The sequence below is a fragment of the Mesorhizobium sp. M1328 genome, assembly GCF_040318075.1.
In the GTDB taxonomy this organism is placed as follows: domain Bacteria; phylum Pseudomonadota; class Alphaproteobacteria; order Rhizobiales; family Rhizobiaceae; genus Mesorhizobium.
Genome location: NZ_JAMYLO010000002.1, coordinates 522,831 through 548,122 on the forward strand (window position 1 = coordinate 522,831; position 25,292 = coordinate 548,122).

Sequence of the window (25,292 nt, forward strand, 5' to 3'; positions counted from 1 at the left end):
AAGGGGATTTGGCATGAAGAAGATTCTCACCTCGCTGGCGCTGCTTGGCCTTGTGGCCGCGGGCATTGGGGTCGCGGGCACTGGAGCCAACGCCCAGGAAGAGGCGCACAATGAGGCGGCGCCGACGCATTTCCCGATACACGAACCGAAGGAAATGGATTGGAGCTTCGCCGGGCCTTTCGGCACCTATGACAAGGCGCAGCTGCAGCGCGGGCTGAAGGTCTATAAGGAAGTCTGCTCGGCCTGCCATTCGATGAATTTGGTGGCGTTCCGTACTCTGGAGGGCCTTGGCTATTCGGATGCGCAGATCAAGACGCTGGCGGCCGAATATACGATCCATGACGGACCGAACGATGCCGGCGACATGTTCGATCGTCCCGGCAAGCCGTCCGACCATTTCCCAGCGCCGTTCCCCAATGCGGAAGCGGCGGCGGCGGCAAATGGCGGCGCAGCACCGCCCGACATGTCGCTGCTGGCCAAGGCGCGCGGCATCGAGCGCGGCTTTCCGCGCTTCGTGTTCGACATCTTTACGCAGTATGCCCAGGGCGGTCCCGACTACATCCACTCGCTGCTGACCGGCTACGACCAACAACCGCCGGCGGGCATGGTCATACCGGAAGGTACGCACTACAATCCGTACTTCCTATCCGGCGTGTCGCTGAAGATGCCGAAGCCGCTCTCCGACGGCCAGGTTACTTATGATGACGGCGCGCCGCAGACGGTCGATCAATATTCGCGGGACGTGTCGGCCTTCCTGATGTGGGCGGCCGAGCCACACCTCGAGGACCGTAAGAAGACCGGCTTTCGCGTACTGGTCTTCCTGCTGCTGTTCGGTGCGCTGGTCTACCTGACCAAGCGCAAGGTGTGGGCCGGCGTGGCGCACTGAACCCGCGATATACGAGAATGCGAGGGCGTCGAAAGGCGCCCTTTTCATTGCAGGCATGTCGATTCATCGCTGCCGGCGCAGAGCAGGCCCTTTGTCGGACAATTTTCCGTCAGGCGTCACATGGCGGTAGCCGGACTTAGCTGCACCGGGTTACGATTGGCCAATTCCTTTCACGTCTTCAGCCGAATCTGAATGGCCCGGAGAGCCGCTTGATGAAATCCTCGCTCGAAGAGACGCTGCTTGCCGCGATCCGCACCATTCCGGATTATCCCAAGCCGGGCATCCTGTTTCGCGACATCACCACGCTGCTCGGCAATGCGCGGGCCTTCCGCCGCGCCATCGACGAATTGGTGCATCCCTATGCCGGCCTGAAGATCGACAAGATCGCCGGCATCGAGGCGCGCGGCTTCATCCTCGGCGGCGCCATCGCCCACCAGCTCTCGGCCGGCTTCGTGCCGATCCGCAAGAAGGGCAAGCTGCCTTACGAGACGGTGCGCGTCGCCTACAGCCTGGAATACGGGCTGGACGAGATGGAGATGCACAAGGACGGTGTTTCTCCAGGCGAGAAGGTAATCCTCGTCGACGATTTGATCGCCACCGGCGGCACGGCCGAGGCGGCCGTCAAGCTATTGCGGCAAATCGGCGCCGACATTCTCGCCGCCTGCTTCGTCATCGACCTGCCGGACCTTGGCGGCCGAGAGAGGCTAGAGGCGCTCGGCGTGCCGGTGAGGACGCTGATCGGGTTTGAGGGGCATTGAGCGTTTCTTCCTTCTCCCCTTGTTGTGGGAGAAGGGAAGAACTCCGCTCACCCCACCTTCACCAGCACGGCACTTTCGAATTCGATGACCTTGTCGCCGGTCGAATCGAAGGCCTCTGAGCGGAGCGTCAGCAGCCGCCAGCCCGGTCGCGAGGCAATGGGGCGATGGGCCAGCGCGGTGCGGGTGAAAGTCACGGTTTCCCCGGCATAGACAGGTTTGGGCCATTTGAGGTTCTTGAAGCCGGGCGAGGGGCCGAATTCCGGCACCGGCCCGGGGCCGGGCCAGCGGGCGACCTCTGCCTCCATGCCAGCCTCGAGGTTCAATTTCATCCAGGTGGCGGCGGTGTGCCAGCCCGAGGCGCAGAGCCCGCCGAATATGCTGTTCCTCGCCGCCTCTTCGTCGATATGGAATATCTGCGGGTCGTATTTGCGGGCGAAAGCCTTGATCGCCTCCGGTTCGAATCGATGCGAACCGAGCGTGACGGTGATACCGATGCAGAAGAATTCGTCGAGGCTCACGCACTGCCCTCGCGGGTGAGGAACATGACGGTGTTTTCGAGCTCGAAAACACCTTCGCCGCGCTGGTTGAACAACTCGCTGCGCATGGTCACCAGGCCAAGCCGGGGCTTCGATCTGGACAGGCGCTTGGCAAGGACGGTGGTGCTGCCGCTCAACAGGTCGCCGGCCAGGACCGGCCGTTTCCATTTGACCTGGTCGACGCCCGGCGCGCCCTGGGAAGTAGAGTCGAGCAGGAAGGCATCGCACAGCATGCGCATGAACATGGCGCAGGTGTGCCAGCCCGAAGCCGCCAGCCCGCCGAGGATACTGGCCTTGCCCGCTGCCTCGTCGAGATGCATCGGCTGGGCGTCGAACTCGCCGGCGAATTCTATGATTTCGGCGGCACTTACCAGCTTGGTGCCGAGGTCGAGCGAAGCGCCCTCGACAAAATCCTCATAAGCCCAGGTCTTTGCGGTCATGGTCTGGAGATCCTGTTCAGGATTGTACGATCGCTACGGGTCGGGGTCCCGGATGCAGGCAGGGTGGCGTTTGGTCAAGCAATTTCTACTGCGCCAGCCCGCTGCGCCCAAGCCGCAGCGGAGGTATTGATGACCCTACAGCCAGCCGCGGCGGCGGAAATACCAGAAGGGCAGGATTGCCGAAAGCACCATCATGCCGATGGCAAAGGGATAGCCAAAGTGCCATTTGAGCTCGGGGATGATGTCGAAATTCATGCCGTAGATCGACGCGACAAGCGTCGGCGGCAGGAAGATGACAGCGGCGACGGAGAAGATCTTGATGATGGCGTTCTGCTCGATCGAAATCATGCCGAGCGTCGCGTCGAGCAGGAAGCTAATCTTCTGCGACAGGAACGTGGCGTGGTCGGCGAGCGACAGCACGTCGCGCGACAAGGTCTTGATGCGGGCGCGGGTATCCTTGCTCATCCTGGTCTGCGTGGAGGCATGGGCGAGGAAGCCGGCAAGGCGCTGCAGCGAGATCAGGCTGTCGCGGATCGAGGAGGCGAGGTCCTCCTTGCGGCCAATGCCTTTCAACAGCTCCTGGAAGTCGCGGTTGCGCTTGGAAACCTTGGTCGAGCGTGCCTCGAAGATGTCGCGCGAGATCGCCTCGACGTCGCGGCCGGCGCGCTCCAGAATGTCGGCGAGGCGGTCGACGATCGCCTCCAGTAATCCGATCAGGATGGTGTCGCCGCTGTTGCAACCGGTCGCTACCTTCTCGGCGCGCAGCGGAAAGGTCTTAAACGCCTTCGGTTCGTGGTACCGCACGGTGATCAGCCTGCTGCCGGCGAGCACGAAGGTAACCGGCGACATCAACGGATCGTCCACCTCGGTCTGTGCAGGCAGAATGGCGGTCATGAAGTAGGCGCCGTCCTCGACGTAGAGACGGCTCGAGATCTCGATCTCTTCCATCTCTTCGCGGGTCGGAACGGCGATGCCGAGCCAGGTCTCGATTGTCGTCTCTTCTTCCTTTGTCGGGTTGAAGAGGTCGACCCAGACGACAGTGTCGCTGTTTTGCAGGAGATCGTCGACCAGGCGCAGGCGATCATTGTCGACGACGAAGGCCTTGATCATCGCCGGGTCTCCCTTGCTGTTGCCAAAGAGCGTTCGTTTGGAGGGGGCGCGTCAGTCAGATCGCACGGACACGGGCAGGTGAGGCGCGAGGCCGGTGCAGAGGCCCCTTAGACCCAGCACGACGGCCCGTCAAGCAGCGCAAGAGGCACTGCGACACCCCTGCTTTGAAGTTTGTCATCGAGCGACGGCAATGGTGACCATTGGGCTCCCTCGCGGTCAGGTGTTGAACTTGAACAGCATGATGTCGCCGTCCTGGACGACATACTCCTTGCCTTCGTCGCGCGCCTTGCCGGCCTCCTTGGCCGCCACTTCGCCGCCCAGCCTGACGAAGTCGTCATAAGCGATGGTCTGGGCGCGGATGAAGCCGCGCTCGAAATCGGTGTGGATGACGCCTGCCGCCTGCGGCGCCTTGGCGCCCTTGTGCACGGTCCAGGCGCGCGTCTCCTTGGGCCCGACGGTAAAGTAGGTGATGAGCTGGAGCAGCTCGTAGCCGGCGCGGATGACCTTGTTCAGGCCGGGTTCGTCCAGACCGAGCGTTGCCAGGAATTCCATTTCCTCTTCGTCCGAGAGCTGGGCGACCTCGGCCTCGATCGCCGCGGAAATCACGACGGTGCGGGCACCTTGCGCGGCGGCCATGTTCTCGACAGCGCTGGTATGCGCGTTGCCGGTGGCGGCATCGGCTTCCGCGACGTTGCAGACGTAAAGCACCGGGTGTGAGGTCAAGAGATTCAGCCCCTGCAGGATGCCCAGATCCTCAGCCGAGATGCCGTTGAGCAGGATGCGGGCGGGCTTGCCGGCCTGCAGCAGTTCAAGCGCCGCTTCCATCATCGGAAGTACGGTCGCTGCTTCCTTGTCCTTGCCGGCGGCACGCTTGCGAATCTGCACGATGCGGCGCTCGAGGCTGTCGAGATCGGCAAGCATCAATTCGGTCTCGACGGTCTCGGCATCGGCGACAGGATCGATGCGGCCCTCGACATGGGTGATGTCGTCATCCTCGAAGCAGCGCAGCACATGGACGATGGCGTCGACCTCACGGATGTTGGCGAGGAACTGGTTGCCAAGCCCTTCGCCTTTCGAGGCGCCACGCACCAGGCCGGCAATGTCGACGAACGAGATGCGGGTCGGGATGATCTCCTTCGACTTGCCGATCGCGGCGATCTTCTGCAGGCGCGGGTCGGGCACCGCCACCTCGCCGGTGTTCGGTTCGATGGTGCAGAACGGATAATTGGCGGCCTGCGCCGCCGCCGTCCTGGTCAGCGCATTGAAGAGCGTCGACTTGCCGACATTGGGCAAGCCAACGATGCCGCATTTGAAACCCATTTTTGTCTGGTCCTATCGGGAAATCGAAATTTGATCAGGGCTATGGGCGAAAGCGCCGATGATCGTCAAGGAGCAATTCAATTCAGACGCTGCGCGACGCCATCGGTGCCTATGGCCAACGAGCGGACACCGGACCTGCTCAGTATTTGCAGGAGATGCCAGAACGCGTCGACCTCGGCGGTTCCGAAATCGATCGTCAGTTGCCCGTCGAGCAATTGCACACTGTGAATGATGTTTCCGACGGTCTCCGATGTTTCACGCTCGCCATCGATATCGAACCAGCCGCGAAACCATTCGTCGAAGAGATCGCCGTCGAGCTCATTTACGGGGAATTTTAAATGAACCTCGTCCCATTTGAACGGTGAGACGAGGACATCCATTCCACCAATCCCGGCGTGAATATCCGGAGAGAATTTCACATAGGTTTCGCTATTGATGAATTGTGGATTTGGCTGTCCGTCATTGCCGACGAAATCAACCGCGATGAGATTTCGATAGAACGAATCGACATTCGAAAACTTGATCTCGGTTGCATGCGACCCTTGGCTGTTGCGAGCAAGTTCGCCGGCAGCGGCGACGAAATAATCAACATACTTCTGTCTGATGAGACGGACCAATTCCTGAACGTCATCCAGATCCATGGCTCAGTCCTTGCCGCCAAAAAGCTTCTTCAGCATAGCCGCCATCGGGCCGGTTTCGGGCAGCTTGGCCGCCGGCTGCTGCGGCCGTGCCTGGCGGACGTGGCTTTGCGCCTTTGGCGCCTTGGGCGGCGGGCGGTCGTCGTCGCCGGTCGGCGTGAGCTTGTCGCGCAGCGCCAGCGTCACGCGGTTCATGAAGGAATTGTCGTCGCCCTTGGCAAGCAATCCGGCATCGTCGGCGATAGCGTCGAGCAGCACCTCCAGCCACTCGCGGTCGGCCTTGGCGAAATCGCCGAGCACATGGCCATGCACCATTTCCTTGACCCCGGGGTGGCCGACGCCGATGCGCACACGGCGAAAATCCTTGCCGACGTGCTGGTCGAGCGAGCGGATACCGTTGTGGCCGCCGGAACCGCCACCGACCTTGACCCGCACCTTGCCGGCGGCAAGGTCGATCTCGTCATAGAAGGCAGTCAGTGCCGAAGGGCCGAGCTTGTAGAAGCGCAAGGCTTCGCCGACCGCCTGGCCGGACAGGTTCATGAAGGTCTGCGGCTTGATCAGGATCACCTTTTCGCCCGCAAGCGTGCCTTCGGCGATCAGGCCCTGGAATTTCTTCGACCAAGGCGAAAAGGAATGGCGGCGGGCGATCGCGTCCGCCGCCATGAAGCCGACATTGTGCCGGTTGTTGGCGTATTTCGCGCCCGGATTGCCGAGGCCTGCAAAGACAAGCATCGTCGCCTCCGGGCGGGAAGGGGGGTTACTTCTCTTCGGCGGCAGGAGCCGCTTCGGGCGCAGCCACTTCAGTCGTCTCTTCTGCAGCCTCCGGCTTCATCGCCGAGGAGCCGGCAATGGTCGCGATGGTGAAGTCGCGGTCGGAGATCACCGGCTTGACGCCGGCCGGCAAGGTGACGGCCGAAATGTGGATCGAATCGCCGATATCGGTACCGGTGAGATCGATGGTGATGAAATCCGGGATCGCATTGGCCGGGCAGTGGAACTCGACCTCGTGGCGCACGATGTTGAGCACGCCGCCGCGCTTGATGCCGGGCGACCTGTCTTCATTGATGAAGTGCACGGGCACGTCGACATTGACTTCGGTGTCCTTGCCGATGCGCAGGAAATCGACATGGACCGGGAAATCCTTGACCGGGTCGAGCTGGAAGTCCTTGGGCAGAACCTGGATCTTGTTGCCGTCGACATCGATCGTGGCGACCGTGGTCAGAAACCCGCCGCCATGGATCTTGTAGTAGATGTCCTTGTAGGTCAGCGCAATCGCCAGGGGAGGCTGCTTGTCGCCGTAAATCACTGCAGGCACTTTACCGTTGCGGCGAACTGCACGGGCGGACCCCTTACCGACCTGTTCGCGCGCCTCGGCCTTGAGCTCGTAAGTATCGTGGCTCATGGCATTTCCTTTCGCGTTGTTCTGGAGCGTTCGCGGCCGGCAATGTGCCGGGGCCGTAAACGTCGAAAGCCGACATAGCTAACGCATGACCTGGTCCGAAAACCGGAATCCACTTTTCGGGATCATGCGGGAAGGCGGCCTTCCGCCGCGTTGCCTCCAAGGGTGTCTACGCGGGTGGCGGCTCTATAGCGGAAGGCGGCGCGAGGTGCAAGCCATGGCAGGCACAGGTCTACAAGGGTTTCCCCCATGGCATGGCAACCACCCATGCCGATGTCATCAACGCCGACCTGCTGGCCTTCTTCAGGGCGTAAGGCCTTTCAGAACGTAACAAAAAAACACCCGGGTGTTCTTGTGTCAGGTCGTGCCGATGTCAGGCGATGCTCAAGCCGCCATCGATCAGCATTTCCGCACCGACCATGAACGGGCATTCGTCCGAAGCAAGAAAGACCACTGCGTTGGCAATTTCCTCGGCGGTTCCGAAACGACGGGCGGGCACCAGGCCGACCACAGCTTTCGCGCGCGCCTTCGCCGCTTCGGGGTCCAGCCCAAGTTTGTCGTTGAGCGGCGTGTCGATCGGACCCGGGCTGATCACATTGGCGCGAATACCGCGTTCTATCAGTTCGCCCGAGAGCGTCCGGCGAGCGAAATCATGCCGGCCTTGGCCAGCGCATAGACGTGCGTTCCAGCCATTCCCATATGTGCGTTGACCGAGCCGCTGAGGATGATCGACGACGGGTTCGAAAACAGCGGAACGAGCGCCTTGACCAGGAAGTACGGCCCCTTGAGGTCGACATCGATGCTCCTGTCAAACGCGGCCTCGGTCCAGTCGCCAAGCGGGCGCAGGTCGGCGATACCGGCATTGAGGAAGAGAGCGTCGAGCTTGCCGAAGGTTTCCTCGATCCGCCGCGCTATGTCGTTCTGGGCAGCAGCATCTCCGGCGTCGGCGGCAATGACAAGCACATCACTGCCGAGGATGGTGCGCGCCTCCTCGAGACGGCTCGCATTGGTTCCGGTGATAGCGACGCGCGCACCTTCCTCGATGAAACGTCGCGCCGTCACCAGGCCGATGCCGCTGGTACCGCCGGTAATCAATGCGACCTTGCCTTTTAGTCTGGACATAAGCGAATTGCCTTTCCTGGCGCGGAGCGCTGCGCAGCATCTGGGCTGAGCCCGGTATGTTCAACTTGAAGGCGTTGCTGACCAAAATTTTGCCTTCAGGGGTGACCCTCTCTAACAGGCTTTTCACCCGGCGTATGGTGAAGGAATCATCGAGGGCGCGGCAACTGCCGCGCCCTCGTATCAATTCCGAAAGATGAACTGATTTTTAGCTGGCCGCCGCCTCCACCTTCCTCGCTTCCTTCATGTTAGGCAGGAGGACCGTCAGTAGCCCGAGTAGCGGCAAATACGAGCAGACCTGGAAGACGAAATCGATGCCTTTCATGTCGGCGACGACGCCAAGCACGGCGGCCGCGATGCCGCCCATGCCGAAGGCGAAGCCGAAGAAGATGCCGGCGATCATGCCGACCCGGCCGGGCACCAGCTCCTGGGCGAAGACGACGATGTTCGAGAAGGCCGAGGACAAGATCAGGCCGATCAGCACGGTCAGCACCATCGTCCACTCGAAATTGGCGTAGGGCAAGGCCAGCGTGAAGGGCAGCACGCCGACGATCGAGAACCAGATCATCGCCTTCTGTCCGTAGCGATCGCCGAACGGGCCGCCGAGCAGGATGCCCAGAGCCGAGGCGCCGAGGAACAGGAACAGCATGACCTGCGACATCTGCACCGAAACGCCGAATTTGTGGATGGAATAGAAGGTGTAGTAGCTGGCAAGGCTGGAAATATAGGCGTTCTTGGTCAGTACCAGCAGCGTCAGCACCAGCAGTGCACTCATCACCCTGCGGCGTGGGAAGGGCGAAACGAAGCTTGCCGCCTTGCGGTTGCCGATTGCGGCGCGCAGCCGGCTGTACCAGCCGCCGACCTGCCACAGCACGATGATGCCGATCAACGAGCCGCCGGCAAACCACGCGATGCTGGTCTGGCCGAAGGGCACGACGATGAAGGCTGCCAGCAGCGGCCCCATCGCCTGGCCGAAATTGCCGCCGACCTGGAACAGCGACTGTGCAAGACCGAACCGGCCGCCGGAGGCGAAGCGGGCGATGCGCGAGGATTCCGGATGGAAGATCGCCGAGCCGATGCCGATCAGCGAGGCACCGATGAGGAGCAGCGTGTAATGTCCGGCATAGGCCAGCACGACCAGCCCGATCAACGAAGACGCCATGCCGTAAGGCAGCGAATAGGGCATCGGCCGCTTGTCGGTGATCATGCCGATCACCGGCTGCAGCAAGGATGCGGTCACCTGGAAGGTGAAAGTCAAAAGGCCGATCTGCCAGAAATCGAGACCGTAATTGTCCTTCAGCAGCGGATAGATCGCCGACAGCAGCGACTGCATGATGTCGTTGATGCAATGGCAGAAGCTCACCGCCAGGATAACGGTGAAGGCCGTCGCCTGAGCTGAAATGTGGCTGGCCGCTGCCGGCTTGGCGTCGGCGGTTGCTGTGGTATCGGTCAAGGCAGGCTCCGTGGTCTTTTTGGCGGGCGCTCCCGCAGTCGGTCTTATAGGCCGGCTGCCTTATACGTTGCTTGTCACGCGACTTCTTTCGTGGTTTGGTCCAATAGTTTCGCAAGTGGGCCATAGCTGATGCCGCATGGCAGGGAAATGTTCAGAGCGGGCGACACCGATCTCGGGCTGTTGCATGAGCGTCGCTGGCAATGGCTGGAGCAGGCCGTCGGGCCGGCAGTGGCGCTGCCGACCGAATATCCGGACGGGTATCATGTGCCACGGCACCATCACAGCCGCAGCCAGTTGCTGCACGCGCTGGTCGGGGTCGTGCTGGTAACGACGCGGCATGGGCGCTGGATGGTGCCTCCGGACCACGCGATGTGGATCCCCGCCGGCACCGAACATTCCGTCGAGATGCTGGGCGACGTCAGCATGCGCTCCGTCTATGTGATGCCGGAGGCCATTCCCGGCCTGCCGGACAGGTTGCGCGTTGTCGGCATCACCGACCTGATGCACAGCCTGATCGTGGAATCGGAAAAGCTGCCGCAGGGCGCCGAGTTGGAGGGGCGGGGTGGGCTGATCATGAAGCTCCTGCTGCACGAAATCCCGAACCTGCCGGAACGGCCACTCGGACTGCCGTTCCCGTCCGACGCAAGGCTGGCAGCGCTGTGCCGGCGCTTCGTCTCGGCACCGTCACCGCATGCGACGATCGATGAATGGGCCGCTATCGTCGGCATGAGCCGCCGCTCTTTCACTCGCGCCTTTCATCGCCAGACCGGATTGTCGCTGTCGACCTGGCGCCAGCAGGCCTGCCTGTTCGCGGCGCTGCCGCGGCTGGCCGACGGCGAACCGATCACAAGGGTGGCGCTCGATCTCGGCTATGACAGTGTGCCGGCCTTCATCACCATGTTCAAGCGCATGCTGGGAGCCTCGCCACGCGGTTATATGCGCGGCGCCCGTGATGCTGGCGAAGGTGTGCGGCGAATAAGCGGTCCGGCTCGGCCTGAGTCGCAGTCCTAAAGCGCGTCGCGTTCGACCGGCCTCATGCGACGCGCTTTGGGTTCTTGTTTTTATGCATGTTCGTTATCGCAAAACCGCTGCACACTTTTGCGCGATACGCATTAATCGAACAGGCTCGACACCGATTCCTCGGTCGCCGTGCGCGAGATCGCCTCACCCATCAGTTCGGCGATGGAGATGACCCGGATATTGGCGGCGTCGAGCACTGCCTGGGTCGGCTGGATGGAATCGGTAATGACCAGTTCCTGCAGTTTCGAGGCGCCGATGCGGGCGATGGCGCCGCCGGACAAAACGCCATGGGTAGTATAGGCGGTGACACTGGTGGCGCCGTCGGCAAGCAGCGCATCGGCCGCATTGCACAGCGTGCCGCCCGAATCGATGATGTCGTCGATCAACAGGCAATCCTTGCCGCGCACGTCACCGATGACGTTCATGACTTCCGATTCGCCGGGGCGCTCGCGGCGCTTGTCGACGATGGCAAGCTGGGCGTCGATGCGCTTGGCGAGCGCGCGGGCGCGGACCACGCCGCCGACATCCGGCGACACAACCATGACATTGGCAAGCTGCTTGTATTTCGCCTTCACGTCGCGGGCCATGACCGGCACGGAAAACAGATTGTCGGTCGGGATGTCGAAGAAGCCTTGAATCTGGCCGGCATGGAGATCCAGGGTCAGCACCCGGTCGACGCCCGCCCTCGTGATCATGTTGGCGACCAGCTTGGCCGAGATCGGCGTGCGGCCAGAGGCACGGCGATCCTGCCTGGCATAGCCGAAATAAGGAATAACCGCAGTGATGCGCTTGGCCGAGGAGCGCATGAAGGCATCAATCATGATGAGCAGTTCCATCAGATGATCGTTGGTCGGGAACGAGGTGGACTGCAGGATGAAGACGTCCTCGCCGCGCACATTCTCCTGGATCTCGACGAAGATTTCCTGGTCAGCGAAGCGCCTGACGCTGGCCTTGCCCAGCGGAATGTTGAGGTAGCGGGCGACTGATTCGGCCAGCACCCTGTTGGAATTGCCCGCGAAGAGCTTCATGCACCGTTCCTGGCGAAGGATTGAGAGACTCCGATAGACACTCCAGCCTCTTAGTCGGGCTTTTAGCGGCCCGCGCCGGTATTGCAAGCGTCGTGAATGGGAATCCGCCGGCTAATCTCAATAAACGCTTACGGCTTGAGCATGCGGCGATAGAGCCAGTTCCATGCCGGCGGAATCGGGCTGGCGCTATCTTTGTGTTTGAGCATGGTCTTTTCCGAAAACCGGATTCCACTTTTGGAATCATGCTCCAGGTCAGCCGGCGCCACCGCCAAGCCAGGTGGCGAACTGGTCGATTGTCTGGTCGGCAATGGCCTGCATGGTCGCCGGCGCAACCGCCGCCCAGCCTTCACCGCCACCGACGGACGGCGCCTTCTGCTGGCCATTGATGCGATGCAGCCGGTTGCCGGCCGGGTCATAGATGTCCCAGACGTAGATGACGGTGGTGTCCTTGCCTTCCGTCATGGTCGAGAAATAGCCCTTGAGCACATGCGTTGGGGTCTGGTCGGTGCTGCCGGCCAAGGTGATGCCGCGCTGCCTGGCGCGTGTCTGAAGCTCGGCGGTCAGCGGTGTCGCGGCTTCTACCGAGGCGCCGACGATCGGCGCCACCTGCAGCCGGGTCCGCGCAATGGCAGCCGCGCTTTTGGCGGGCGGCACGGCTGCTGCAGCGGAAGGCTGCGCTGTACCTGCAGTTTGCGCGGTGCCGGCAGGCTGAGCCGGAGTTGAGGGGGGTGTTGCGGCAGCTCCGGCTCCGGAGAGCGATTGCGTCGATTGCGGGGCAATGGCCGAGGGTTCGAGAACGTCCTTCGCATTGGTGCAGGCCACCAGTGCCAGCCCCACGAGCAATGACACGGTCGTCACATGCGATCGTCTCATTAGCCTGAAAACTCCTTGGCGACGAACGCCCCTCACACTCTTTCCATTATGGATTCACTGCACGATCAAGTCGAGATCATGGCGGGACAGCGGCTTCGGCTGGGATTCGGTGGTCAGATAGGTGCGGCCAAGCGTCATCGCGGTTTCGGTTTCGGAGTCCATGATGATCATATGGGCGAACAGCGTCATGTTCGGCGCGATCGGTTCGGGATTGCCCTGATAGAACATCGGCATATCCATCCAGGACGGGGTGAAGCGGGCGCCGAGCGAATAGCCGCAGGCATTGAGCCGGTGCTTGGTTAAATTGTGGGCCTCGAGCGTGCGGGCATGGGCGTCGAACACGTCGCCGAACGTGTTACCGGGTGTCATCGCCTTCTCGACTGCAAGTAGCGCGGCGCGGGCGGCATCGAACAATTCCTGGTGGCGTTTCGATACCTTGCCGGTCAACACCGTGCGCATCATTGCCGCATGGTAGTGGTGGAAGACACCGGCCCATTCGAGCGTCAGCTGGTCGTTCTTGGTGAGCTTGCGGCGACCGGCCTTGTAGCGGCAAAGCAGGGCGTCGACGCCGGAGCCGATGATGAACTCGTTGGCCGGATAATCGCCGCCGCCGGCAAAGATCGCACCTTGCATGGCGGCCAGGATCAGCGCCTCATCGCCGCCCTGCTTGATCAGCGGCAGTGCTGCGTCCAGCGCGTCGTCGGCCAGATTGGCGGCTTTTTCCGCCTTGGCGATTTCGGCCGGGCTCTTGAACAGCCGCAGCCGGCTGACAATGCCGGAGGCATCCGCGATCTGCCCGAAGGTCTGCAACTGCTCGTCGAGGCGCCGGCCATTATAGGCCGTCAGGCCGTGGGTGTCGTATTCGACGCCGATGCGGGCGCCGAGCAGGTCAAGCTCGTTGAGCAGATTGCGCAGGTCGACCGCCGGGTTGGCGCCGTTGCGGTCCGTCCACAAAACGATGTTGTCGATGATCGAGGTGTGGCGCGCCTGGCGCAAGTCGGCCGAACGCGTCAGCAGCACCATCGAGCCGTCGGCCTTGACCACCAGGCACTGGAAAAAGCAGAAGCCGAAGGTGTCGTAGCCGGTCAGCCAATACATGCTTTCCTGGGCAAACAGCAGGACGGCGTCGAGCTTCTTTTCGGCGATCTCGATCATCAGTCGATCGCGCCGCGCGTCGAATTCCGAGCGTTCGAAATGCAGCGCCATCAGTCAGCCTCCAAAACGATTGCCGAAACCTGCCGCCCGTAGTCGGGCTCGTTGCGATGCGTGCTGCGCCGATAGGAGTAGAAAAGCTCTTCCTCGGCATAGGTGCAGCGATCGAGTCCTTCGGCGTTGACGCCAGCCTTGGTCAGCCGGTCGACCGTGTAGCGGTTGAGGTCGAACATCGCGTGTCCGGCATTTGCGGAGGGCGCGAAATAGCGAGCATTGCCGGCATCGGCGTCGACGAAGCGGGCGACGAATTCCGGTCCGACTTCGTAATTCCGTGGGCCGATCGACGGACCGAGCACTGCGACGATGCGGTCGCGCCGGGCGCCGAGGCTTTCCATTGCCGCGATGGTGTTTTCCAGCACGCCGGTGAAAGCGCCTTTCCAGCCGGCATGGGCGGCGCCGATAATGCGCGCCTCGGCGTCGGCGAAGAGGACCGGTCCGCAATCGGCGGTCGAGGCACCGACGGCAATGCCCGGCCGGTCGGTGACAATGGCGTCGGCCTTGGGCCGCTCGCCGGCAAAAACCTCCCTGGCAATGACAACGTCCGGCGAATGAACCTGGTGAGCGCTCAGCAGATGGTTTGCAGGCACGCCCATCCATTCGGCGACCCGGCGGCGATTCTCGCGCACCAGCGTCTGGTCGTCGTTCGAGCCGGTGCCGATGTTGAGGCCCCGGTAGATGCCGCTGGAAATGCCGCCGACGCGTGTGAAGTAGCCGTGGCGGATGCCTTGCGCCGTTTCCAGCAAGGGCGACCGAACGGGATCCGGTTTGGTCTGATTCAGCATGGCGGCTTTGTTGTCCGTATGGGCGATTTCGTCAAGCGAGTTGAAGACGGGCGAGTTGAAAACGGGTGAGTTGAAGACCGGCGAGTTGAAGACGGGCGCACTTGAAAGCTGGTCAGTTAAGGCTGGCGCAGTTGATGTCGGGCGCTAGCCGGAGATGGGAGAGTGGGAGAGGCGGCAGCGAAAAGTCAATCCGTGCTTGGAAACGGCGGAACGGCAATGCCGGCGGGGAGGACCGCAAGCACCTTAAAGAGTTCGCCCATGGCCAGCGGGCCGGCGAGGCGCTCGACGTCGGCCGCGATCTTTTCGCGAGCTGCCTCATCGGCATTGGCGCCGAGCCGGCCAGCCCGTTCGAGAAGCCCCACCTTGAGCAGGAATTCACCTTGCGTTGAGAGGTGGGCATCGAGGCCGTGTGCCCGAACGGTTGCCGCGAGGGCAGCGAAATCGACATGGGCGGTGAGATCGGCCTGCCCCGGATTGGCCAGCACGTCCTCATGACCGTGCTTGCGCAAGGCCTGCAAGGTGTCGCCGATCCCGGGCTGGAAGTGACCGTAGTCGAGAAACAGGCCGGCGCCGCCAAATCCGGCAAGTCGCCCGGCGATGGCCGCCATCAGGGCAGCGCGGGCTGGCGCCACCTCGACGATGGCACCTTGCGGCGCATTCTCGGCACCCTCCGGCAGCAGCATCGGGTCGAGCGAGCCGGCGCCGACGAAAAAGCGCAGCCGGTTCGTATCGTCGAGACCGATCATCCGTTCGCGCCAGCCGGCTCCAGCGCGGACGAACTGGCGGATAGGCACCGCGTCAAACAGCTCGTTGCCAACAATCAGAAGCGGCCCCTGCGCTAGTGTGTCAACGGCCTCATGCCAGGCGATGGTGGCCGACGTCCCGGCAAGTGTCCGTTTCTGGACCTCGGTCAACCGCGGACTGGTCTCGATCAAAGCGAACGATGCACTGGCGGTAAGCGTCGGATCGAGCCGCGAAAGCGTGCGCAGCATATCTCTCATCAGCGTGCCGCGGCCGGGGCCTATTTCGGCGATGGCGACCGGCGTCGGCCGGCCGATCGCCAGCCACGCCTGGTAGACCCAAACGGCGACCAGCTCGCCAAACATCTGGCTGATCTCCGGTGCGGTGACGAAGTCCCCGGCGGCGCCGAACGGCTCGCGTGTCGTATAATAGCCGTCCTGCGGATCGAACAGGCAGAGCGCCATATATTCGCTGATGGGGATCGGTCCCACCGCACCGATCAGCTCGGCGATGCGGGTTTTCAGCCGCGTCATGCCGGCTGCGGTTTTGTCACCGGCTTGGCTGTAGCCATCGCCCAGATGCCGGCCAGCACCATCGGCAGCGACAGCACCATTCCCATGGTCAGCCAGCTCGTGCCAAGGAGGTAGCCAAGCTGCTGGTCGGGCTCGCGAAAGAATTCGACGAAGATGCGCGAGGCGCCATAGCCGGCGATGAAGGCGCCGCCGACGAAACGCGGCGTCTTCAGCTTGAGCCGCGAATGGGTGAGGAAGCGCAGGATAAGGAACAACACCAGCCCTTCGAGCAGCGCTTCGTAGATCTGGCTTGGATGGCGTGCAAATGGGCCGCCATTGGGGAATTCGAATGCCCATGGAACGTCGGTCGGCCGGCCCCACAGTTCGGAATTGATGAAGTTTGCCAGGCGAACGAGGCCAAGCCCCACCGGCACGCCGGCGGCAACCACGTCGAACAGCGACCATGTGCGGATGCCGCGAGACCGGGAAAACAGCGTCATTGCAAGAATGACGCCGAGCAGGCCGCCATGAAACGACATCCCGCCCTGCCAGACGGCGACGATATCGAGCGGATTGGCAATGTAGCGCGGCAGATCGTAGAACAGCACGTAGCCGGTGCGTCCGCCGAGCACCACACCGATGGCTGCCCAGACGATGAAGTCGTCGAGGTCGACGGGCTTCATCGGCAGGGTGCCGTCTGGCCACAGTTTTGGGTTGGTGACGAGGCGCTTGGCATACCACCAGGCGAACAGAATGCCGACGATGTAGCCGACGCCGTACCAATGCACCGCCAGCGGTCCGATCCGGACGATGACCGGATCGATGTTGGGGAAGGGCAGGGCAGCCAGCGGCAGCAAATATTCGCTCAACAGGGTCTCCCGGTTCCGATCAGGTTCGGGCGCGGACCATGCGGCAGGGTTTTGGCAGGGTCAAGGCAAGCGTGTGCTTGCATTCCGCATCGTGCGCCACTACGTCAATTCGACCAAGCGAGGATTTGCCATGGCGACCGGACCGAACCGCATTCTCGATGAATTCGCCAAGCTGATGACCGACGCAGCCGGTGCCGCGCAAGGCGTGCGGCGCGAGGTGGAGACTGCCTTCAGGGGCCAGGCCGAGCGCATACTCAACTCCATGGACGTGGTGCAGCGCGAGGAATTCGAGGCCGCTCGCGACATGGCGGCGAAGGCCAGGGAAGAAAACACCCGCCTCGCCGCTCGCATCGAGGCGCTCGAGGCCAGGCTTGCCGAATTGACCGGTCAAGTAGCGCCTGCGGCGGCGGCAAAGCCGCGTGCAAAAAAATAATAAGAAATAAATCGTAAACTTTTCCACAAAGCCGGATCGCAAAAAGCGCTTTGTCGTGAATCGCTTACCGGTACTGCGTGGATCTTTGTGACAGCGCCTTTCCACATGCGAATGACGCAGTGCGAAAAATTGGGCTGGTCACGCGACTCCCGATCAATAGACTGAATTTGTTGCATGATTCGGAGCAGGGTCATGCGCCGGGCGGTGGGGTCCGGTCCGGGGTCTTTGCGTTGACGAAGTCCTGGCCGTCCGAGTTCTAGGCAGAATTGTTCGAGTGTGCCTCTCCCGCGGAGCGTGTGGTGGCGCTCCCAGAACGACAGGAAGCATTTCATGGAACTTCTCGAACTCGAATTCTCCCGCGAAATCCATCCGGTGGATGTTATCGAGCAGGTGGCGCACAACAACGATTGGTCCTTCGAGCGGGCCGGCGACGACGAGATCTCGATCTCGGTTGCCGGAAGCTGGACCGACTACCACGTTTCATTCTCCTGGATGGAGGACTACGAGGCGCTGCACCTGGCTTGCGCTTTCGACATCAAGGTGCCTGAGGCGCGCGCGCTCGAGGTGATGCGGCTGCTTTCGCTGATCAACGAACAGATGCTGTTTGGCCATTTCGATCTCTGGGAGCAGGAAGGCGCCATCATGTTCCGCCAGTCGCTGCTGCTGGCCGGTGGGGTCGAGCCGTCGAGCCAGCAGGTCGAGGTGCTGCTGTCGTCGGCGCTGGAGGCCTGCGAATGCTATTTCCAGGCGTTCCAGTTCGTCGTCTGGTCGGGGACTTCGGCCAAGGATGCGTTGGCCGGCGTGCTGTTCGAAACCTACGGAAACGCGTGACAGTCGATGAGTTTGAGCAACGCGCGAAAACCCGAGATCAGCTTTGCCGATTTCGACCGCGTCGACATCCGCGCCGGCACGATCGTCGAGGCCGAGCCTTTTCCCGAGGCGCGCAAGCCGGCGATCCAGTTGAAAATCGATTTCGGTCCCGTGATCGGGGTGAAGAAATCCTCGGCCCAGATCACGAAATACTATACGCCCGAAACCCTGATCGGCCGGCAGGTGTTCGCTGTGGTCAATTTCTCGCCGCGTCAGATCGGATCATTCATGTCGGAAGTGCTGACGCTCGGCTTTCCCGATGACGAGGGTGCCGTCGTCCTTGGTGCGATCGAGCGCAAGGTGCCGGACGGCGGCAAGCTGTTCTAACTGCGCTGTTGCTCAGGCAGCCAGTTTACGCGTGGTACCCAGCGCCTCTTCGACCGTTTCCATGAACATTTCCGCGCAGGCCTTCCAGCTGTAGCGCATAGCACGTTGCCGCGCCGCGGCGCGGTCGACGTGAAGGGCGGCGAGCGCTGCTTGCCGCAGGTCGTCTGATACCGCGCCGCCGATGCCGTCACCCACAATATCGATCGGTCCGGTGACGGGATAGGCTGCGACCGGCGTGCCGCTGGCCAGCGCCTCGATGATGACGTTGCCGAATGTGTCGGTGCGGCTGGGGAAGACGAAAGCATCGGCCGAGGCGTAGATCTCGGCCAGTTCGTCGTTCGGGCGATGGCCGAGGAAATGGGCATCGGGATATCTGGCCTTCAGCTTCGCCAATTCCGGCCCTTCGCCTACGACCACCTTGCTGCCGGGCAGGTCGAGGTCGAGAAAGGCCGGCAGGTTCTTTTCGATCGCGACGCGGCCGACGCAGAGGAAGATCGGTCCGGGAAATCCCAGGTCCTTTCTTTTATCCGGTCGAAAATGATCTGTGTCGACGCCGCGCGTCCATGGCCGGAGCTTGGTGAAGCCGCGCGCCGCAAGATCGTCGGCGAGCGACTGGGTGGCGACCAGCGTGCCCTGTCCTGAATTGTGGAAATCGCGCAGCCAGCGATAGGCCCATGCTTCAGGCACCGGCAGGCGCGCGCTCAGATATTCCGGAAAACGTGTGTGATAGCTGGTCGTGAAGGGGCGGCCGGCGTTACGGCAGTAGCGCCGGGCCATAATGCCGAGCGGTCCTTCGGTGACGATATGGATGTGGTCCACCTTGCGTGCCTCGATCAGCTGCGCCACGCGGTGAGGAGTCGTCAGCGCCAGCCTGATGTCCGGATAGGTCGGCAGCGGCAGGGTGCGAAAGATGTTCGGCGTCAGGAAGTCCGTCTCGACATCGAAGGATTTCAGCGTCTCCGAGAGGCGCTCCAGCGTGTGGACGACGCCGTTGACTTGCGGGCGCCAGGCGTCGGTGACCATCAGGATGCGCATGGCGGTCCCTTGGCGGAGAGCTTGATTGCCTCGCCGCGATGCCTGAACGGCGACCACGCCGCAGCTCTGGCCTCGCACCGGCGCACCCGGACAGGCGCGGGGTCGAAATGAGGCCGCAGGGCCGAATCAATCAGGATCGCGCGCTTCATTGGTGCTCTTCACCATGGTTTCATGACGGGCCGATGAACGGCCGGGTCTCGCTGCCGTCAAGCCGGAACCTTGATCACCGCCCTCAGGCCGCCGAGCGGGCTGCGCTCGAGGACGATGTCGCCGCCATGGCTGCGGGCAATGTCGCGTGCGATGGAGAGGCCAAGGCCGGTGCCGCTGGCGTCGAGGTTGCGGGCCTCGTCCAACCGCACGAAAGGCTTGAATACATCCTCCCGCTTTTCGGGCGGAATGCCCGGACCGTCATCGTCGATGGTGACGAGCAGCGAACCGCGTCCATGATTGGCATTGATCTCCACCGTCTTGGCATAGCGGAATGCATTGCCGACGACGTTGGACAGCAGCCGGGCAAAGGCATTGGGGCGCACATGGACGTGCGGATCGCCGACAAGCACGGTCGATAGCTTGCGCTTGCGCAGCGTGGCTTCCTCGCGAAGCTTGTCGAAGAAGGCTTCGAGATCGAACTGGCCGGCGTCTTCCGACGCTTCGCCGCGTGCAAAGGCAAGATAGCCTTCCACCATCGACTGCATGTCGTCGATGTCCTGGTCGAGTGCCTGCGTGTCGGCCGCCTTGGTCCCGGCCAGTGCCAATTGCAGCTTGAAGCGGGTGAGGATGGTCCTCAGATCGTGGCTGACGCCGCTCAGCATGGCCGTGCGCTGCTCGAGCTGGCGTTCGATGCGTTCGCGCATCTGGATGAAGGCAAAGCCGGCGCGGCGGACTTCCTCGGCGCCGCGCGGGCGAAAATCGCGCGGCATCGGCCGGCCTTTGCCGAAGCTCTCGGCCGCCTCGGCCAGCGTTAGAATCGGCCGGATCTGGTTGCGCAGGAAAGGAATGGCAATCATCAGCAGCACCAGTGAGGTGCCGACCATCCAGATCAGGAAAATATGGGTGTTCGACGCATAGGCCTGGCTGCGGCGCACGAAGACCCGCAGCACCTTGTTCTCAAGTTGGACGCGGACCTCGACGATATTGGAATTGCCGACCGTATCGATCCAGAACGGACGGTTGATCTGGCGAGTGATCTCGGACGAAAGGATCTCGTCGAGGATCGAGAAGAACGGCTTTGGCCCGGGTGGCGGCAGCGGGTCGGGCGGTAGGAGGTCGACCTTCAGTTGCATGCGATCCTGGGCGATACGGATGACGTTGGCGTAATCGGCGTCGTGCGGATAGGTCTCTATCAGGTCGATGATGGCGGCGATGTCGCGCACCGTGGCCTGCGACAGGCGCTGCGTTACGGTCTGCCAGTGGCGCTCCATGAAGACAAAGGCGACGACCGACTGCAGCATGATCATCGGCGCGATGACGATGATCAGCGAGCGGGCATAGAGCCGCTTCGGCATGTAAAGCGACACCAGGCGCCAGAAACGGTTCCAAGCGCGCGGCACGGCCTTGAGCGCCCGCGTCGCGCGGGCGCTCAAGCCGCCATCTTCCGGCCGTTCGAGTTGCGTGGTCGCCATTCGTCTTTTCGCTCACCGGCGGCCCGGCAAAGGACCGCTGTCGGCGGCATTCTATTCCACGCTGAGCCGATACCCAATACCGCGCACAGTCTGCAGCCAGACCGGATTGGACGGATCGCGTTCGATCTTGCGGCGCAGCCGGTTGATCTGGACATCGATCGTGCGCTCGCCGACCTCGGACTCGTCGCCGACAAGCTCATGCCGCGGTATCGTCTCGCCGGCGCGCGCAGCGAAGATCGCCAGGATTTCCTGCTCGCGGTCCGTCAGCTTGAGAGCCTCGCCGCCGCGCTTCAGCTCACGCCTGGCGATCTGGAACGTATAGGGGCCGAAGACCAGCTGTTCGACCTTGGGCGTCGTCGCGGGGCCGCCGCGGCGCAGGATATTGTTGATGCGCAGGATCAGCTCGCGCGGGTCGAACGGTTTTGGCAGATAGTCGTCGGCGCCGGCCTCGAGCCCGGTGATCCGGCTGTCGGTTTCGGACAGTGCGGTGAGCATCAGGATCGGCACGTTTTTCTCCGCCCGCAGCGCCTTGGTGAGATCGACGCCGCTTTCACCCGGCATCATGACGTCGAGCACGATCAGATCGAAATCGAGGCCGGCGAGCTTGCGCCGGGCCTCGCCGGAATTTCCGGCGACGGTAACGCGAAAGCCGTTTTCGGTCAGATATTGTTTCAGAAGATTGCGGATTCGGGTGTCGTCGTCGACCACCAGCAGATGCGGCGCGTCGTCTTCCGGTGCTGTCGGATGATCAACCCTCTCAATGGTCTCCATGGCTTTTCCCTGACATCTTTGCGGGCACAATGTCGATCTGCGCCCTTAGTTCCGGATTGACCATCGCTTCAAGGAACCGTTCGATGACGGCGCGTTCGGTGGCTCCGGAATCTTCCAATGCAGCATGGATGCGGCGCGACTGTGGCCGCGCCAGTGCCAGCGCCAGCGCACGGCCCTTGGCCGTAGGATAAAGCTCGCGCTGGCGGCGGTCGCGAGGGCCCTGCAATTGCACGATATGGTCGGTGTCGATCAGTTGTTTGAGCACGCGCGCCAGGCTCTGCTTGGTAATCTTGAGCACGTCGAGGAGTTCGGCGACCGTCAGCCCGGGCCGGCGATTGACGAAATGCAACACCCGATGATGGGCGCGGCCAAAACCGTAATCGGCCAGGATCTGGTCCGGATCGGAGGTAAAGTCGCGATAGGCGAAGAAGAACAACTCGATGATGGCGAAATCGATGCCGTCCTCGTCGGTGATCGCCGTCCTGATCGGCTCTGCGGCTGCGTGGCTCGTCATCTTTTCTCCGTGTGAAGCAGGAAATTATGTCAGCACTATTGACGTATTTTCCGCGCGATGGTAATTTTTGGCAAGCTTTTCGGCGGATTGCGAACGAAAAGGCAAGCGAAGCCGTTTTTTCCGGAACTTCCTGAGTTTGCCAGACCTTAAATATCCGCCTACGCTTTAAGACAATGGCCGCCTGCAGCGGCCGAAACGAAACACGCAATGACACAATGATGTGCGGGCTGCCGCCCGCGGGAGGTTACCATGGCATCCGTTCCCTTCGACCAACTGGACGGCTTTATCTGGATGAACGGCGAATTCGTCAAATGGGCCGACGCCAAGATCCACGTCTTGACCCACGGGCTGCATTACGCCAGCGCGGTATTCGAGGGTGAGCGCGCCTATGGCGGCGAAATTTTCAAGCTGACCGACCACACCGAACGCCTGCATGAATCGGCGCGCCTGCTTGGCTTCAAGATACCCTACTCGGTCGCCGAGATCGACGACGCCTGCCGCACTCTGTTGAAGAAGCAAGGTTTCCAGGACGCCTATGTCCGGCCGATCGCGTGGCGCGGCAGCGAACAGATGGGCGTTTCCGCACAGAACAGCCGGATCAACTGCGCCATCGCCATCTGGCAGTGGCCAAGCTATTTCGACCCGGCGCAGAAGCTCAAGGGCATCCGCCTCGACATGGCCGAATGGCGCCGCCCCGACCCGCGCACCGCACCGTCGAAATCGAAGGCGGCCGGCCTCTACATGATCTGCACCATGTCCAAGCATGCCGCCGAGGCCAAGGGCTATGCCGACGCCATGATGCTCGACTGGCGTGGCCAGGTGGCGGAAGCGACAGGCGCCAACATCTTCTTCGTCAAGGACGGCAAGATCCATACGCCCAAGCCCGATTGCTTCCTCGACGGCATCACCCGCCGCACGGTCATCGGCCTTGCTAAGGACCGCGGTTTTGAGGTGATCGAGCGCGCCATCATGCCGGAAGAGCTTGATGGTTTCCAGCAGTGCTTCCTCACCGGGACGGCAGCCGAGGTGACGCCGGTTTCGGAGATCGGTCCCTACCGATTCGAGGTTGGCGAAATCGCCAAGACGCTGATGAATGACTATTCTGCGGCCGTTCAGCCCAAGCACGCAATCGCTGCAGAATAACGAAAGTCACAGCTTTTTTAACTAGTAAGGGCGGTTTTCGGGCCGCCCCTTTTATTTAAGCGCTTCTGCATTTGACTTTCACACAATTCGGCGTCTCATGATAGGGTCGGCCCGGGAGGCTGGCAGCTATGGAGGGACTGGAAATATGGATATGAACACGCTTCTTCCGATCATTATTCAGGTGATTACGGGTATCATCGGTGGTCAGGCGGTGGGTGCGGCTATCAAGACTGCGGCGATGGGGCAGCTTACCAAAATCCTGGGCGGCGCTGTTGGCGGCGTCGGCGGTGGGCTCATTCTCAACAGTCTGCTGGGTGGCGCGGTCGATCCGGCAGCAGCCGCCACGGCGGCAGGAGCCGGCAGCGCGTTGAACATTCCAAACATCGTTGGCGGTGCCGGCGGCGGCGCCATCCTGACCGGCATCATCGGTGCGGTCATGAACGCGATGAAGAAATAGGCTTCGACGTTTCAGGTTTTCAAATGGGCGGCTTCAGCCGCCCATTTCGTTTTGCCGTTTGTGGGAGCGGTGGACGCCGTTCGCGTGTGTCTCTACATCAGGGCCTGATTCAAGGTTGGGGCTTTCCTGACGCGTTCGAGGGGACGCGCAGCGCTCCGACAGCGTGAAAGGACGAATATGGGTCAGCTCAACGCCGGCATCGTGCCGGTCACGCCGTTCCAGCAGAACTGCACCATCCTCTTCGACATGGACGACAGACAAGGCGTTGTCGTCGATCCGGGCGGTGACATCGACAAGGTGCTGGCGGCGCTCGAGGACAATGCGATCACTGCCGGCGCGATCTGGATTACGCATGGCCATATCGACCATGCCGGCGGGGCCATGGAACTGAAGGAGGCGCTCGGTATCGAGATCATCGGCCCGCATGCCGCCGACCGGCCGCTGCTCGCCAATCTCGAGTACCAGGCAAAGCGCTATGGCATCACCGATTCCGTGCGCAACTGTGTCCCCGACCGGTTCCTTGCCGAAGGCGAGACCGTTTCGTTCGGCTCACACGTGTTCGAGGTGCTCCATTGTCCAGGCCACGCACCCGGCCACGTCGTCTACTATAACCGGGCCGCGAAGTTCGCCCATGTCGGCGACGTGCTGTTCCGCGGTTCGGTCGGCCGCACCGATCTGCCGGGCGGCGACCACGCCGCGCTGATCGCCTCGATCAAGGAGAAGCTTTTGCCGTTGGGCGACGACATCGGCTTCATCTGCGGCCATGGTCCCGGCGGCCGTTTTGGTGAGGAGCGGCGGAGCAATCCGTTCCTGATCTGAAACCGCTTGCCGGAAACAAAAAAAGCGCGGCCTGTGCGACCGCGCTTTTTTCCGGCGGAAACTGCCTCCGTTAATTGGCGGTGCAGAAATGCTGTTCGCCGTCATAGCCGGTGAACGTGCCGGTACGCGAGTTGAAGCTCCGGTAGCGGTCCGAGCAGTATTCGTACCAGCCGCGGGTCCAGGGCTCCGCATAGCTTTCGGCATAGGCCACTCGCGGCTGCACGTAATAACGGCGCACCGGGGCAGGCCTGTAGTATTCATCATCATAGGCCGGGTCGTAATAGCGGGGCTGCGGACTGGCGAGCGCACCGCCGATCAGGGCACCTGCCGCAAGGCCGAGGACGCCGGCCGCAACGGCGTCGCCGTGGCCGTGATGGCGGCGGTGATGGCGCCATTCATCGGCGCTGGCCGCGGGCAAGGTCGCAAGCGTGGTCGCAAGGACCGCAGCGGACAGGATGGCAGTCTTGAAAATTCGGTTCATGTCGGTCTCCTTCGTGCCGGCCCGGGTCGTTTTCGGGGGATGCGGTCCGGCTCTAACGAAGATTGATATGCGACCGTGGCTGAACGGGGGCTGAACGAAATTTGACCAGGCGGTTTCATCTAAC

Annotated in this window: 28 protein-coding genes and 2 pseudogenes; 10 read left to right on the forward strand and 20 right to left on the reverse strand. The window is 62.2% G+C overall.

The window, feature by feature from the left end; genetic code table 11:
- Window positions 1–13 precede the first annotated feature (13 nt).
- On the forward strand, window positions 14–886 hold the full coding sequence (locus NKH23_RS07090) for a cytochrome c1 (protein WP_292662132.1): 873 nt from the start codon (window positions 14–16) through the stop codon (window positions 884–886).
- 212 nt (window positions 887–1,098) lie between these two features.
- Window positions 1,099–1,644 (forward strand): adenine phosphoribosyltransferase, encoded by a 546-nt coding sequence (locus tag NKH23_RS07095; protein ID WP_254819181.1) that lies wholly within the window; start codon window positions 1,099–1,101, stop codon window positions 1,642–1,644.
- A 47-nt stretch (window positions 1,645–1,691) separates the two neighbouring features.
- Here the strand turns inward: NKH23_RS07095 and NKH23_RS07100 are convergent, their stop codons facing one another.
- The 7 genes from NKH23_RS07100 to NKH23_RS07130 form a co-directional block, all read right to left on the reverse strand.
- Window positions 1,692–2,162: a MaoC family dehydratase gene (locus NKH23_RS07100; RefSeq protein ID WP_352912535.1), complete on the reverse strand. Its 471-nt coding sequence runs from the start codon at window positions 2,160–2,162 to the stop codon at window positions 1,692–1,694.
- Window positions 2,159–2,620: a MaoC family dehydratase gene (locus NKH23_RS07105; RefSeq protein WP_352466830.1), complete on the reverse strand. Its 462-nt coding sequence runs from the start codon at window positions 2,618–2,620 to the stop codon at window positions 2,159–2,161. Before NKH23_RS07105 ends, NKH23_RS07100 begins: the two co-directional genes overlap by 4 nt.
- Window positions 2,621–2,755: 135 nt before the next feature.
- Complete coding sequence (gene corA, locus NKH23_RS07110) at window positions 2,756–3,730, reverse strand: magnesium/cobalt transporter CorA (protein ID WP_352912534.1); 975 nt, start codon at window positions 3,728–3,730, stop codon at window positions 2,756–2,758.
- A 216-nt stretch (window positions 3,731–3,946) separates the two neighbouring features.
- Window positions 3,947–5,050 carry a redox-regulated ATPase YchF gene (gene ychF, locus NKH23_RS07115; RefSeq protein WP_352912533.1) on the reverse strand — a complete coding sequence of 368 codons (1,104 nt, stop codon included), beginning with the start codon at window positions 5,048–5,050 and terminating at the stop codon, window positions 3,947–3,949.
- Between the two features lie 77 nt (window positions 5,051–5,127).
- Entirely contained in the window at window positions 5,128–5,691 is a 564-nt protein-coding gene (locus NKH23_RS07120) for a hypothetical protein (RefSeq protein WP_352978802.1), read from the reverse strand.
- Between the two features lie 3 nt (window positions 5,692–5,694).
- Window positions 5,695–6,420: an aminoacyl-tRNA hydrolase gene (gene pth / locus NKH23_RS07125; RefSeq protein WP_352912531.1), complete on the reverse strand. Its 726-nt coding sequence runs from the start codon at window positions 6,418–6,420 to the stop codon at window positions 5,695–5,697.
- 25 nt (window positions 6,421–6,445) lie between these two features.
- On the reverse strand, window positions 6,446–7,090 hold the full coding sequence (locus tag NKH23_RS07130; protein ID WP_352912530.1) for a 50S ribosomal protein L25/general stress protein Ctc: 645 nt from the start codon (window positions 7,088–7,090) through the stop codon (window positions 6,446–6,448).
- Between the two features lie 224 nt (window positions 7,091–7,314).
- On the opposite strand from NKH23_RS07130, the pseudogene NKH23_RS07135 reads away from it, so the two are divergent.
- Window positions 7,315–7,401 (forward strand): annotated as a pseudogene (locus tag NKH23_RS07135) (alpha/beta fold hydrolase); the annotation flags it as partial.
- Between the two features lie 59 nt (window positions 7,402–7,460).
- On the opposite strand, the pseudogene NKH23_RS07140 reads toward NKH23_RS07135, so the two are convergent.
- Together NKH23_RS07140 and NKH23_RS07145 are read right to left on the reverse strand one after the other, a co-directional pair.
- Window positions 7,461–8,209 (reverse strand): annotated as a pseudogene (locus NKH23_RS07140) (SDR family oxidoreductase).
- A gap of 205 nt (window positions 8,210–8,414) precedes the next feature.
- On the reverse strand, window positions 8,415–9,659 hold the full coding sequence (locus tag NKH23_RS07145; RefSeq protein WP_352978805.1) for an MFS transporter: 1,245 nt from the start codon (window positions 9,657–9,659) through the stop codon (window positions 8,415–8,417).
- A 129-nt stretch (window positions 9,660–9,788) separates the two neighbouring features.
- Between NKH23_RS07145 and NKH23_RS07150 the strand changes: the two genes are divergently transcribed.
- Window positions 9,789–10,670 carry an AraC family transcriptional regulator gene (locus tag NKH23_RS07150; RefSeq protein ID WP_352912528.1) on the forward strand — a complete coding sequence of 294 codons (882 nt, stop codon included), beginning with the start codon at window positions 9,789–9,791 and terminating at the stop codon, window positions 10,668–10,670.
- Window positions 10,671–10,771: 101 nt separating this feature from the next.
- On the opposite strand, the gene NKH23_RS07155 is transcribed toward NKH23_RS07150, so the two are convergent.
- The 6 genes from NKH23_RS07155 to lgt form a co-directional block, all read right to left on the reverse strand.
- A complete protein-coding gene (locus tag NKH23_RS07155) occupies window positions 10,772–11,707 on the reverse strand; it encodes a ribose-phosphate pyrophosphokinase (protein WP_254819191.1) in 936 nt (311 codons plus the stop codon).
- Between the two features lie 252 nt (window positions 11,708–11,959).
- Window positions 11,960–12,580, reverse strand: coding sequence for a hypothetical protein (locus tag NKH23_RS07160; RefSeq protein ID WP_352713143.1), 621 nt, complete (start codon window positions 12,578–12,580; stop codon window positions 11,960–11,962).
- A 54-nt stretch (window positions 12,581–12,634) separates the two neighbouring features.
- The gene (locus NKH23_RS07165) at window positions 12,635–13,786 is read right to left on the reverse strand and encodes a M24 family metallopeptidase (RefSeq protein ID WP_023678425.1); all 1,152 of its coding nucleotides are present in this window, start codon (window positions 13,784–13,786) and stop codon (window positions 12,635–12,637) included.
- Window positions 13,786–14,574, reverse strand: coding sequence for a peptidoglycan editing factor PgeF (pgeF, locus tag NKH23_RS07170; protein WP_352713141.1), 789 nt, complete (start codon window positions 14,572–14,574; stop codon window positions 13,786–13,788). Before pgeF ends, NKH23_RS07165 begins: the two co-directional genes overlap by 1 nt.
- A gap of 185 nt (window positions 14,575–14,759) precedes the next feature.
- Window positions 14,760–15,848 (reverse strand): class I SAM-dependent methyltransferase, encoded by a 1,089-nt coding sequence (locus tag NKH23_RS07175; protein WP_352912527.1) that lies wholly within the window; start codon window positions 15,846–15,848, stop codon window positions 14,760–14,762.
- Entirely contained in the window at window positions 15,845–16,696 is an 852-nt protein-coding gene (gene lgt / locus NKH23_RS07180) for a prolipoprotein diacylglyceryl transferase (RefSeq protein ID WP_352713138.1), read from the reverse strand. The genes NKH23_RS07175 and lgt overlap by 4 nt, the downstream gene beginning before the upstream one ends.
- A gap of 130 nt (window positions 16,697–16,826) precedes the next feature.
- On the opposite strand from lgt, the gene NKH23_RS07185 reads away from it, so the two are divergent.
- From NKH23_RS07185 to NKH23_RS07195, 3 genes are all read left to right on the forward strand, one after another.
- The gene (locus NKH23_RS07185; protein WP_352469177.1) at window positions 16,827–17,129 is read left to right on the forward strand and encodes an accessory factor UbiK family protein; all 303 of its coding nucleotides are present in this window, start codon (window positions 16,827–16,829) and stop codon (window positions 17,127–17,129) included.
- Window positions 17,130–17,459: 330 nt separating this feature from the next.
- Window positions 17,460–17,960: a type III secretion system chaperone family protein gene (locus NKH23_RS07190; protein WP_023678420.1), complete on the forward strand. Its 501-nt coding sequence runs from the start codon at window positions 17,460–17,462 to the stop codon at window positions 17,958–17,960.
- 6 nt (window positions 17,961–17,966) lie between these two features.
- Window positions 17,967–18,326 carry a tRNA-binding protein gene (locus tag NKH23_RS07195; RefSeq protein WP_353034384.1) on the forward strand — a complete coding sequence of 120 codons (360 nt, stop codon included), beginning with the start codon at window positions 17,967–17,969 and terminating at the stop codon, window positions 18,324–18,326.
- Window positions 18,327–18,338: 12 nt separating this feature from the next.
- Here the strand turns inward: NKH23_RS07195 and NKH23_RS07200 are convergent, their stop codons facing one another.
- The 4 genes from NKH23_RS07200 to NKH23_RS07215 all read right to left on the reverse strand — a co-directional run bounded on the left by NKH23_RS07200 (window position 18,339) and on the right by NKH23_RS07215 (window position 22,268).
- Window positions 18,339–19,361 carry a glycosyltransferase family 4 protein gene (locus NKH23_RS07200; RefSeq protein WP_352713134.1) on the reverse strand — a complete coding sequence of 341 codons (1,023 nt, stop codon included), beginning with the start codon at window positions 19,359–19,361 and terminating at the stop codon, window positions 18,339–18,341.
- 206 nt (window positions 19,362–19,567) lie between these two features.
- Window positions 19,568–20,983 carry an ATP-binding protein gene (locus tag NKH23_RS07205; protein WP_353034386.1) on the reverse strand — a complete coding sequence of 472 codons (1,416 nt, stop codon included), beginning with the start codon at window positions 20,981–20,983 and terminating at the stop codon, window positions 19,568–19,570.
- Window positions 20,984–21,034: 51 nt separating this feature from the next.
- Complete coding sequence (locus NKH23_RS07210; protein WP_023678415.1) at window positions 21,035–21,754, reverse strand: response regulator; 720 nt, start codon at window positions 21,752–21,754, stop codon at window positions 21,035–21,037.
- Entirely contained in the window at window positions 21,741–22,268 is a 528-nt protein-coding gene (locus NKH23_RS07215; protein WP_023719182.1) for a MarR family winged helix-turn-helix transcriptional regulator, read from the reverse strand. The genes NKH23_RS07210 and NKH23_RS07215 overlap by 14 nt, the downstream gene beginning before the upstream one ends.
- A 249-nt stretch (window positions 22,269–22,517) precedes the next feature.
- Here NKH23_RS07215 and NKH23_RS07220 point away from each other — a divergent pair, with 249 nt between their 5' ends.
- From NKH23_RS07220 to NKH23_RS07230, 3 genes are all read left to right on the forward strand, one after another.
- Window positions 22,518–23,411 (forward strand): branched-chain amino acid aminotransferase, encoded by an 894-nt coding sequence (locus NKH23_RS07220; protein ID WP_352912525.1) that lies wholly within the window; start codon window positions 22,518–22,520, stop codon window positions 23,409–23,411.
- Window positions 23,412–23,556: 145 nt separating this feature from the next.
- Window positions 23,557–23,868 (forward strand): hypothetical protein, encoded by a 312-nt coding sequence (locus NKH23_RS07225; protein ID WP_352912524.1) that lies wholly within the window; start codon window positions 23,557–23,559, stop codon window positions 23,866–23,868.
- Between the two features lie 177 nt (window positions 23,869–24,045).
- Window positions 24,046–24,687 (forward strand): MBL fold metallo-hydrolase, encoded by a 642-nt coding sequence (locus NKH23_RS07230; RefSeq protein ID WP_352912523.1) that lies wholly within the window; start codon window positions 24,046–24,048, stop codon window positions 24,685–24,687.
- A 70-nt stretch (window positions 24,688–24,757) separates the two neighbouring features.
- On the opposite strand, the gene NKH23_RS07235 is transcribed toward NKH23_RS07230, so the two are convergent.
- Window positions 24,758–25,168, reverse strand: coding sequence for a BA14K family protein (locus tag NKH23_RS07235; RefSeq protein WP_353034388.1), 411 nt, complete (start codon window positions 25,166–25,168; stop codon window positions 24,758–24,760).
- Window positions 25,169–25,292: the final 124 nt, after the last annotated feature.

Coding starts and splice junctions, on each gene's coding strand:
- NKH23_RS07090 (WP_292662132.1), top strand. CDS start 14: ATGAAGAAGATTCTCACCTCGCTGGCGCTGCTTGGCCTTGTGGCCGCG.
- NKH23_RS07095 (WP_254819181.1), top strand. CDS start 1,099: ATGAAATCCTCGCTCGAAGAGACGCTGCTTGCCGCGATCCGCACCATT.
- NKH23_RS07105 (WP_352466830.1), bottom strand. CDS start 2,620: ATGACCGCAAAGACCTGGGCTTATGAGGATTTTGTCGAGGGCGCTTCG.
- corA (WP_352912534.1), bottom strand. CDS start 3,730: ATGATCAAGGCCTTCGTCGTCGACAATGATCGCCTGCGCCTGGTCGAC.
- ychF (WP_352912533.1), bottom strand. CDS start 5,050: ATGGGTTTCAAATGCGGCATCGTTGGCTTGCCCAATGTCGGCAAGTCG.
- NKH23_RS07120 (WP_352978802.1), bottom strand. CDS start 5,691: ATGGATCTGGATGACGTTCAGGAATTGGTCCGTCTCATCAGACAGAAG.
- pth (WP_352912531.1), bottom strand. CDS start 6,420: ATGCTTGTCTTTGCAGGCCTCGGCAATCCGGGCGCGAAATACGCCAAC.
- NKH23_RS07130 (WP_352912530.1), bottom strand. CDS start 7,090: ATGAGCCACGATACTTACGAGCTCAAGGCCGAGGCGCGCGAACAGGTC.
- NKH23_RS07150 (WP_352912528.1), top strand. CDS start 9,789: ATGCCGCATGGCAGGGAAATGTTCAGAGCGGGCGACACCGATCTCGGG.
- NKH23_RS07155 (WP_254819191.1), bottom strand. CDS start 11,707: ATGAAGCTCTTCGCGGGCAATTCCAACAGGGTGCTGGCCGAATCAGTC.
- NKH23_RS07160 (WP_352713143.1), bottom strand. CDS start 12,580: ATGAGACGATCGCATGTGACGACCGTGTCATTGCTCGTGGGGCTGGCA.
- NKH23_RS07165 (WP_023678425.1), bottom strand. CDS start 13,786: ATGGCGCTGCATTTCGAACGCTCGGAATTCGACGCGCGGCGCGATCGA.
- pgeF (WP_352713141.1), bottom strand. CDS start 14,574: ATGCTGAATCAGACCAAACCGGATCCCGTTCGGTCGCCCTTGCTGGAA.
- NKH23_RS07175 (WP_352912527.1), bottom strand. CDS start 15,848: ATGACGCGGCTGAAAACCCGCATCGCCGAGCTGATCGGTGCGGTGGGA.
- NKH23_RS07185 (WP_352469177.1), top strand. CDS start 16,827: ATGGCGACCGGACCGAACCGCATTCTCGATGAATTCGCCAAGCTGATG.
- NKH23_RS07190 (WP_023678420.1), top strand. CDS start 17,460: ATGGAACTTCTCGAACTCGAATTCTCCCGCGAAATCCATCCGGTGGAT.
- NKH23_RS07195 (WP_353034384.1), top strand. CDS start 17,967: ATGAGTTTGAGCAACGCGCGAAAACCCGAGATCAGCTTTGCCGATTTC.
- NKH23_RS07200 (WP_352713134.1), bottom strand. CDS start 19,361: ATGCGCATCCTGATGGTCACCGACGCCTGGCGCCCGCAAGTCAACGGC.
- NKH23_RS07205 (WP_353034386.1), bottom strand. CDS start 20,983: ATGGCGACCACGCAACTCGAACGGCCGGAAGATGGCGGCTTGAGCGCC.
- NKH23_RS07210 (WP_023678415.1), bottom strand. CDS start 21,754: ATGGAGACCATTGAGAGGGTTGATCATCCGACAGCACCGGAAGACGAC.
- NKH23_RS07215 (WP_023719182.1), bottom strand. CDS start 22,268: ATGACGAGCCACGCAGCCGCAGAGCCGATCAGGACGGCGATCACCGAC.
- NKH23_RS07220 (WP_352912525.1), top strand. CDS start 22,518: ATGGCATCCGTTCCCTTCGACCAACTGGACGGCTTTATCTGGATGAAC.
- NKH23_RS07225 (WP_352912524.1), top strand. CDS start 23,557: ATGGATATGAACACGCTTCTTCCGATCATTATTCAGGTGATTACGGGT.
- NKH23_RS07230 (WP_352912523.1), top strand. CDS start 24,046: ATGGGTCAGCTCAACGCCGGCATCGTGCCGGTCACGCCGTTCCAGCAG.
- NKH23_RS07235 (WP_353034388.1), bottom strand. CDS start 25,168: ATGAACCGAATTTTCAAGACTGCCATCCTGTCCGCTGCGGTCCTTGCG.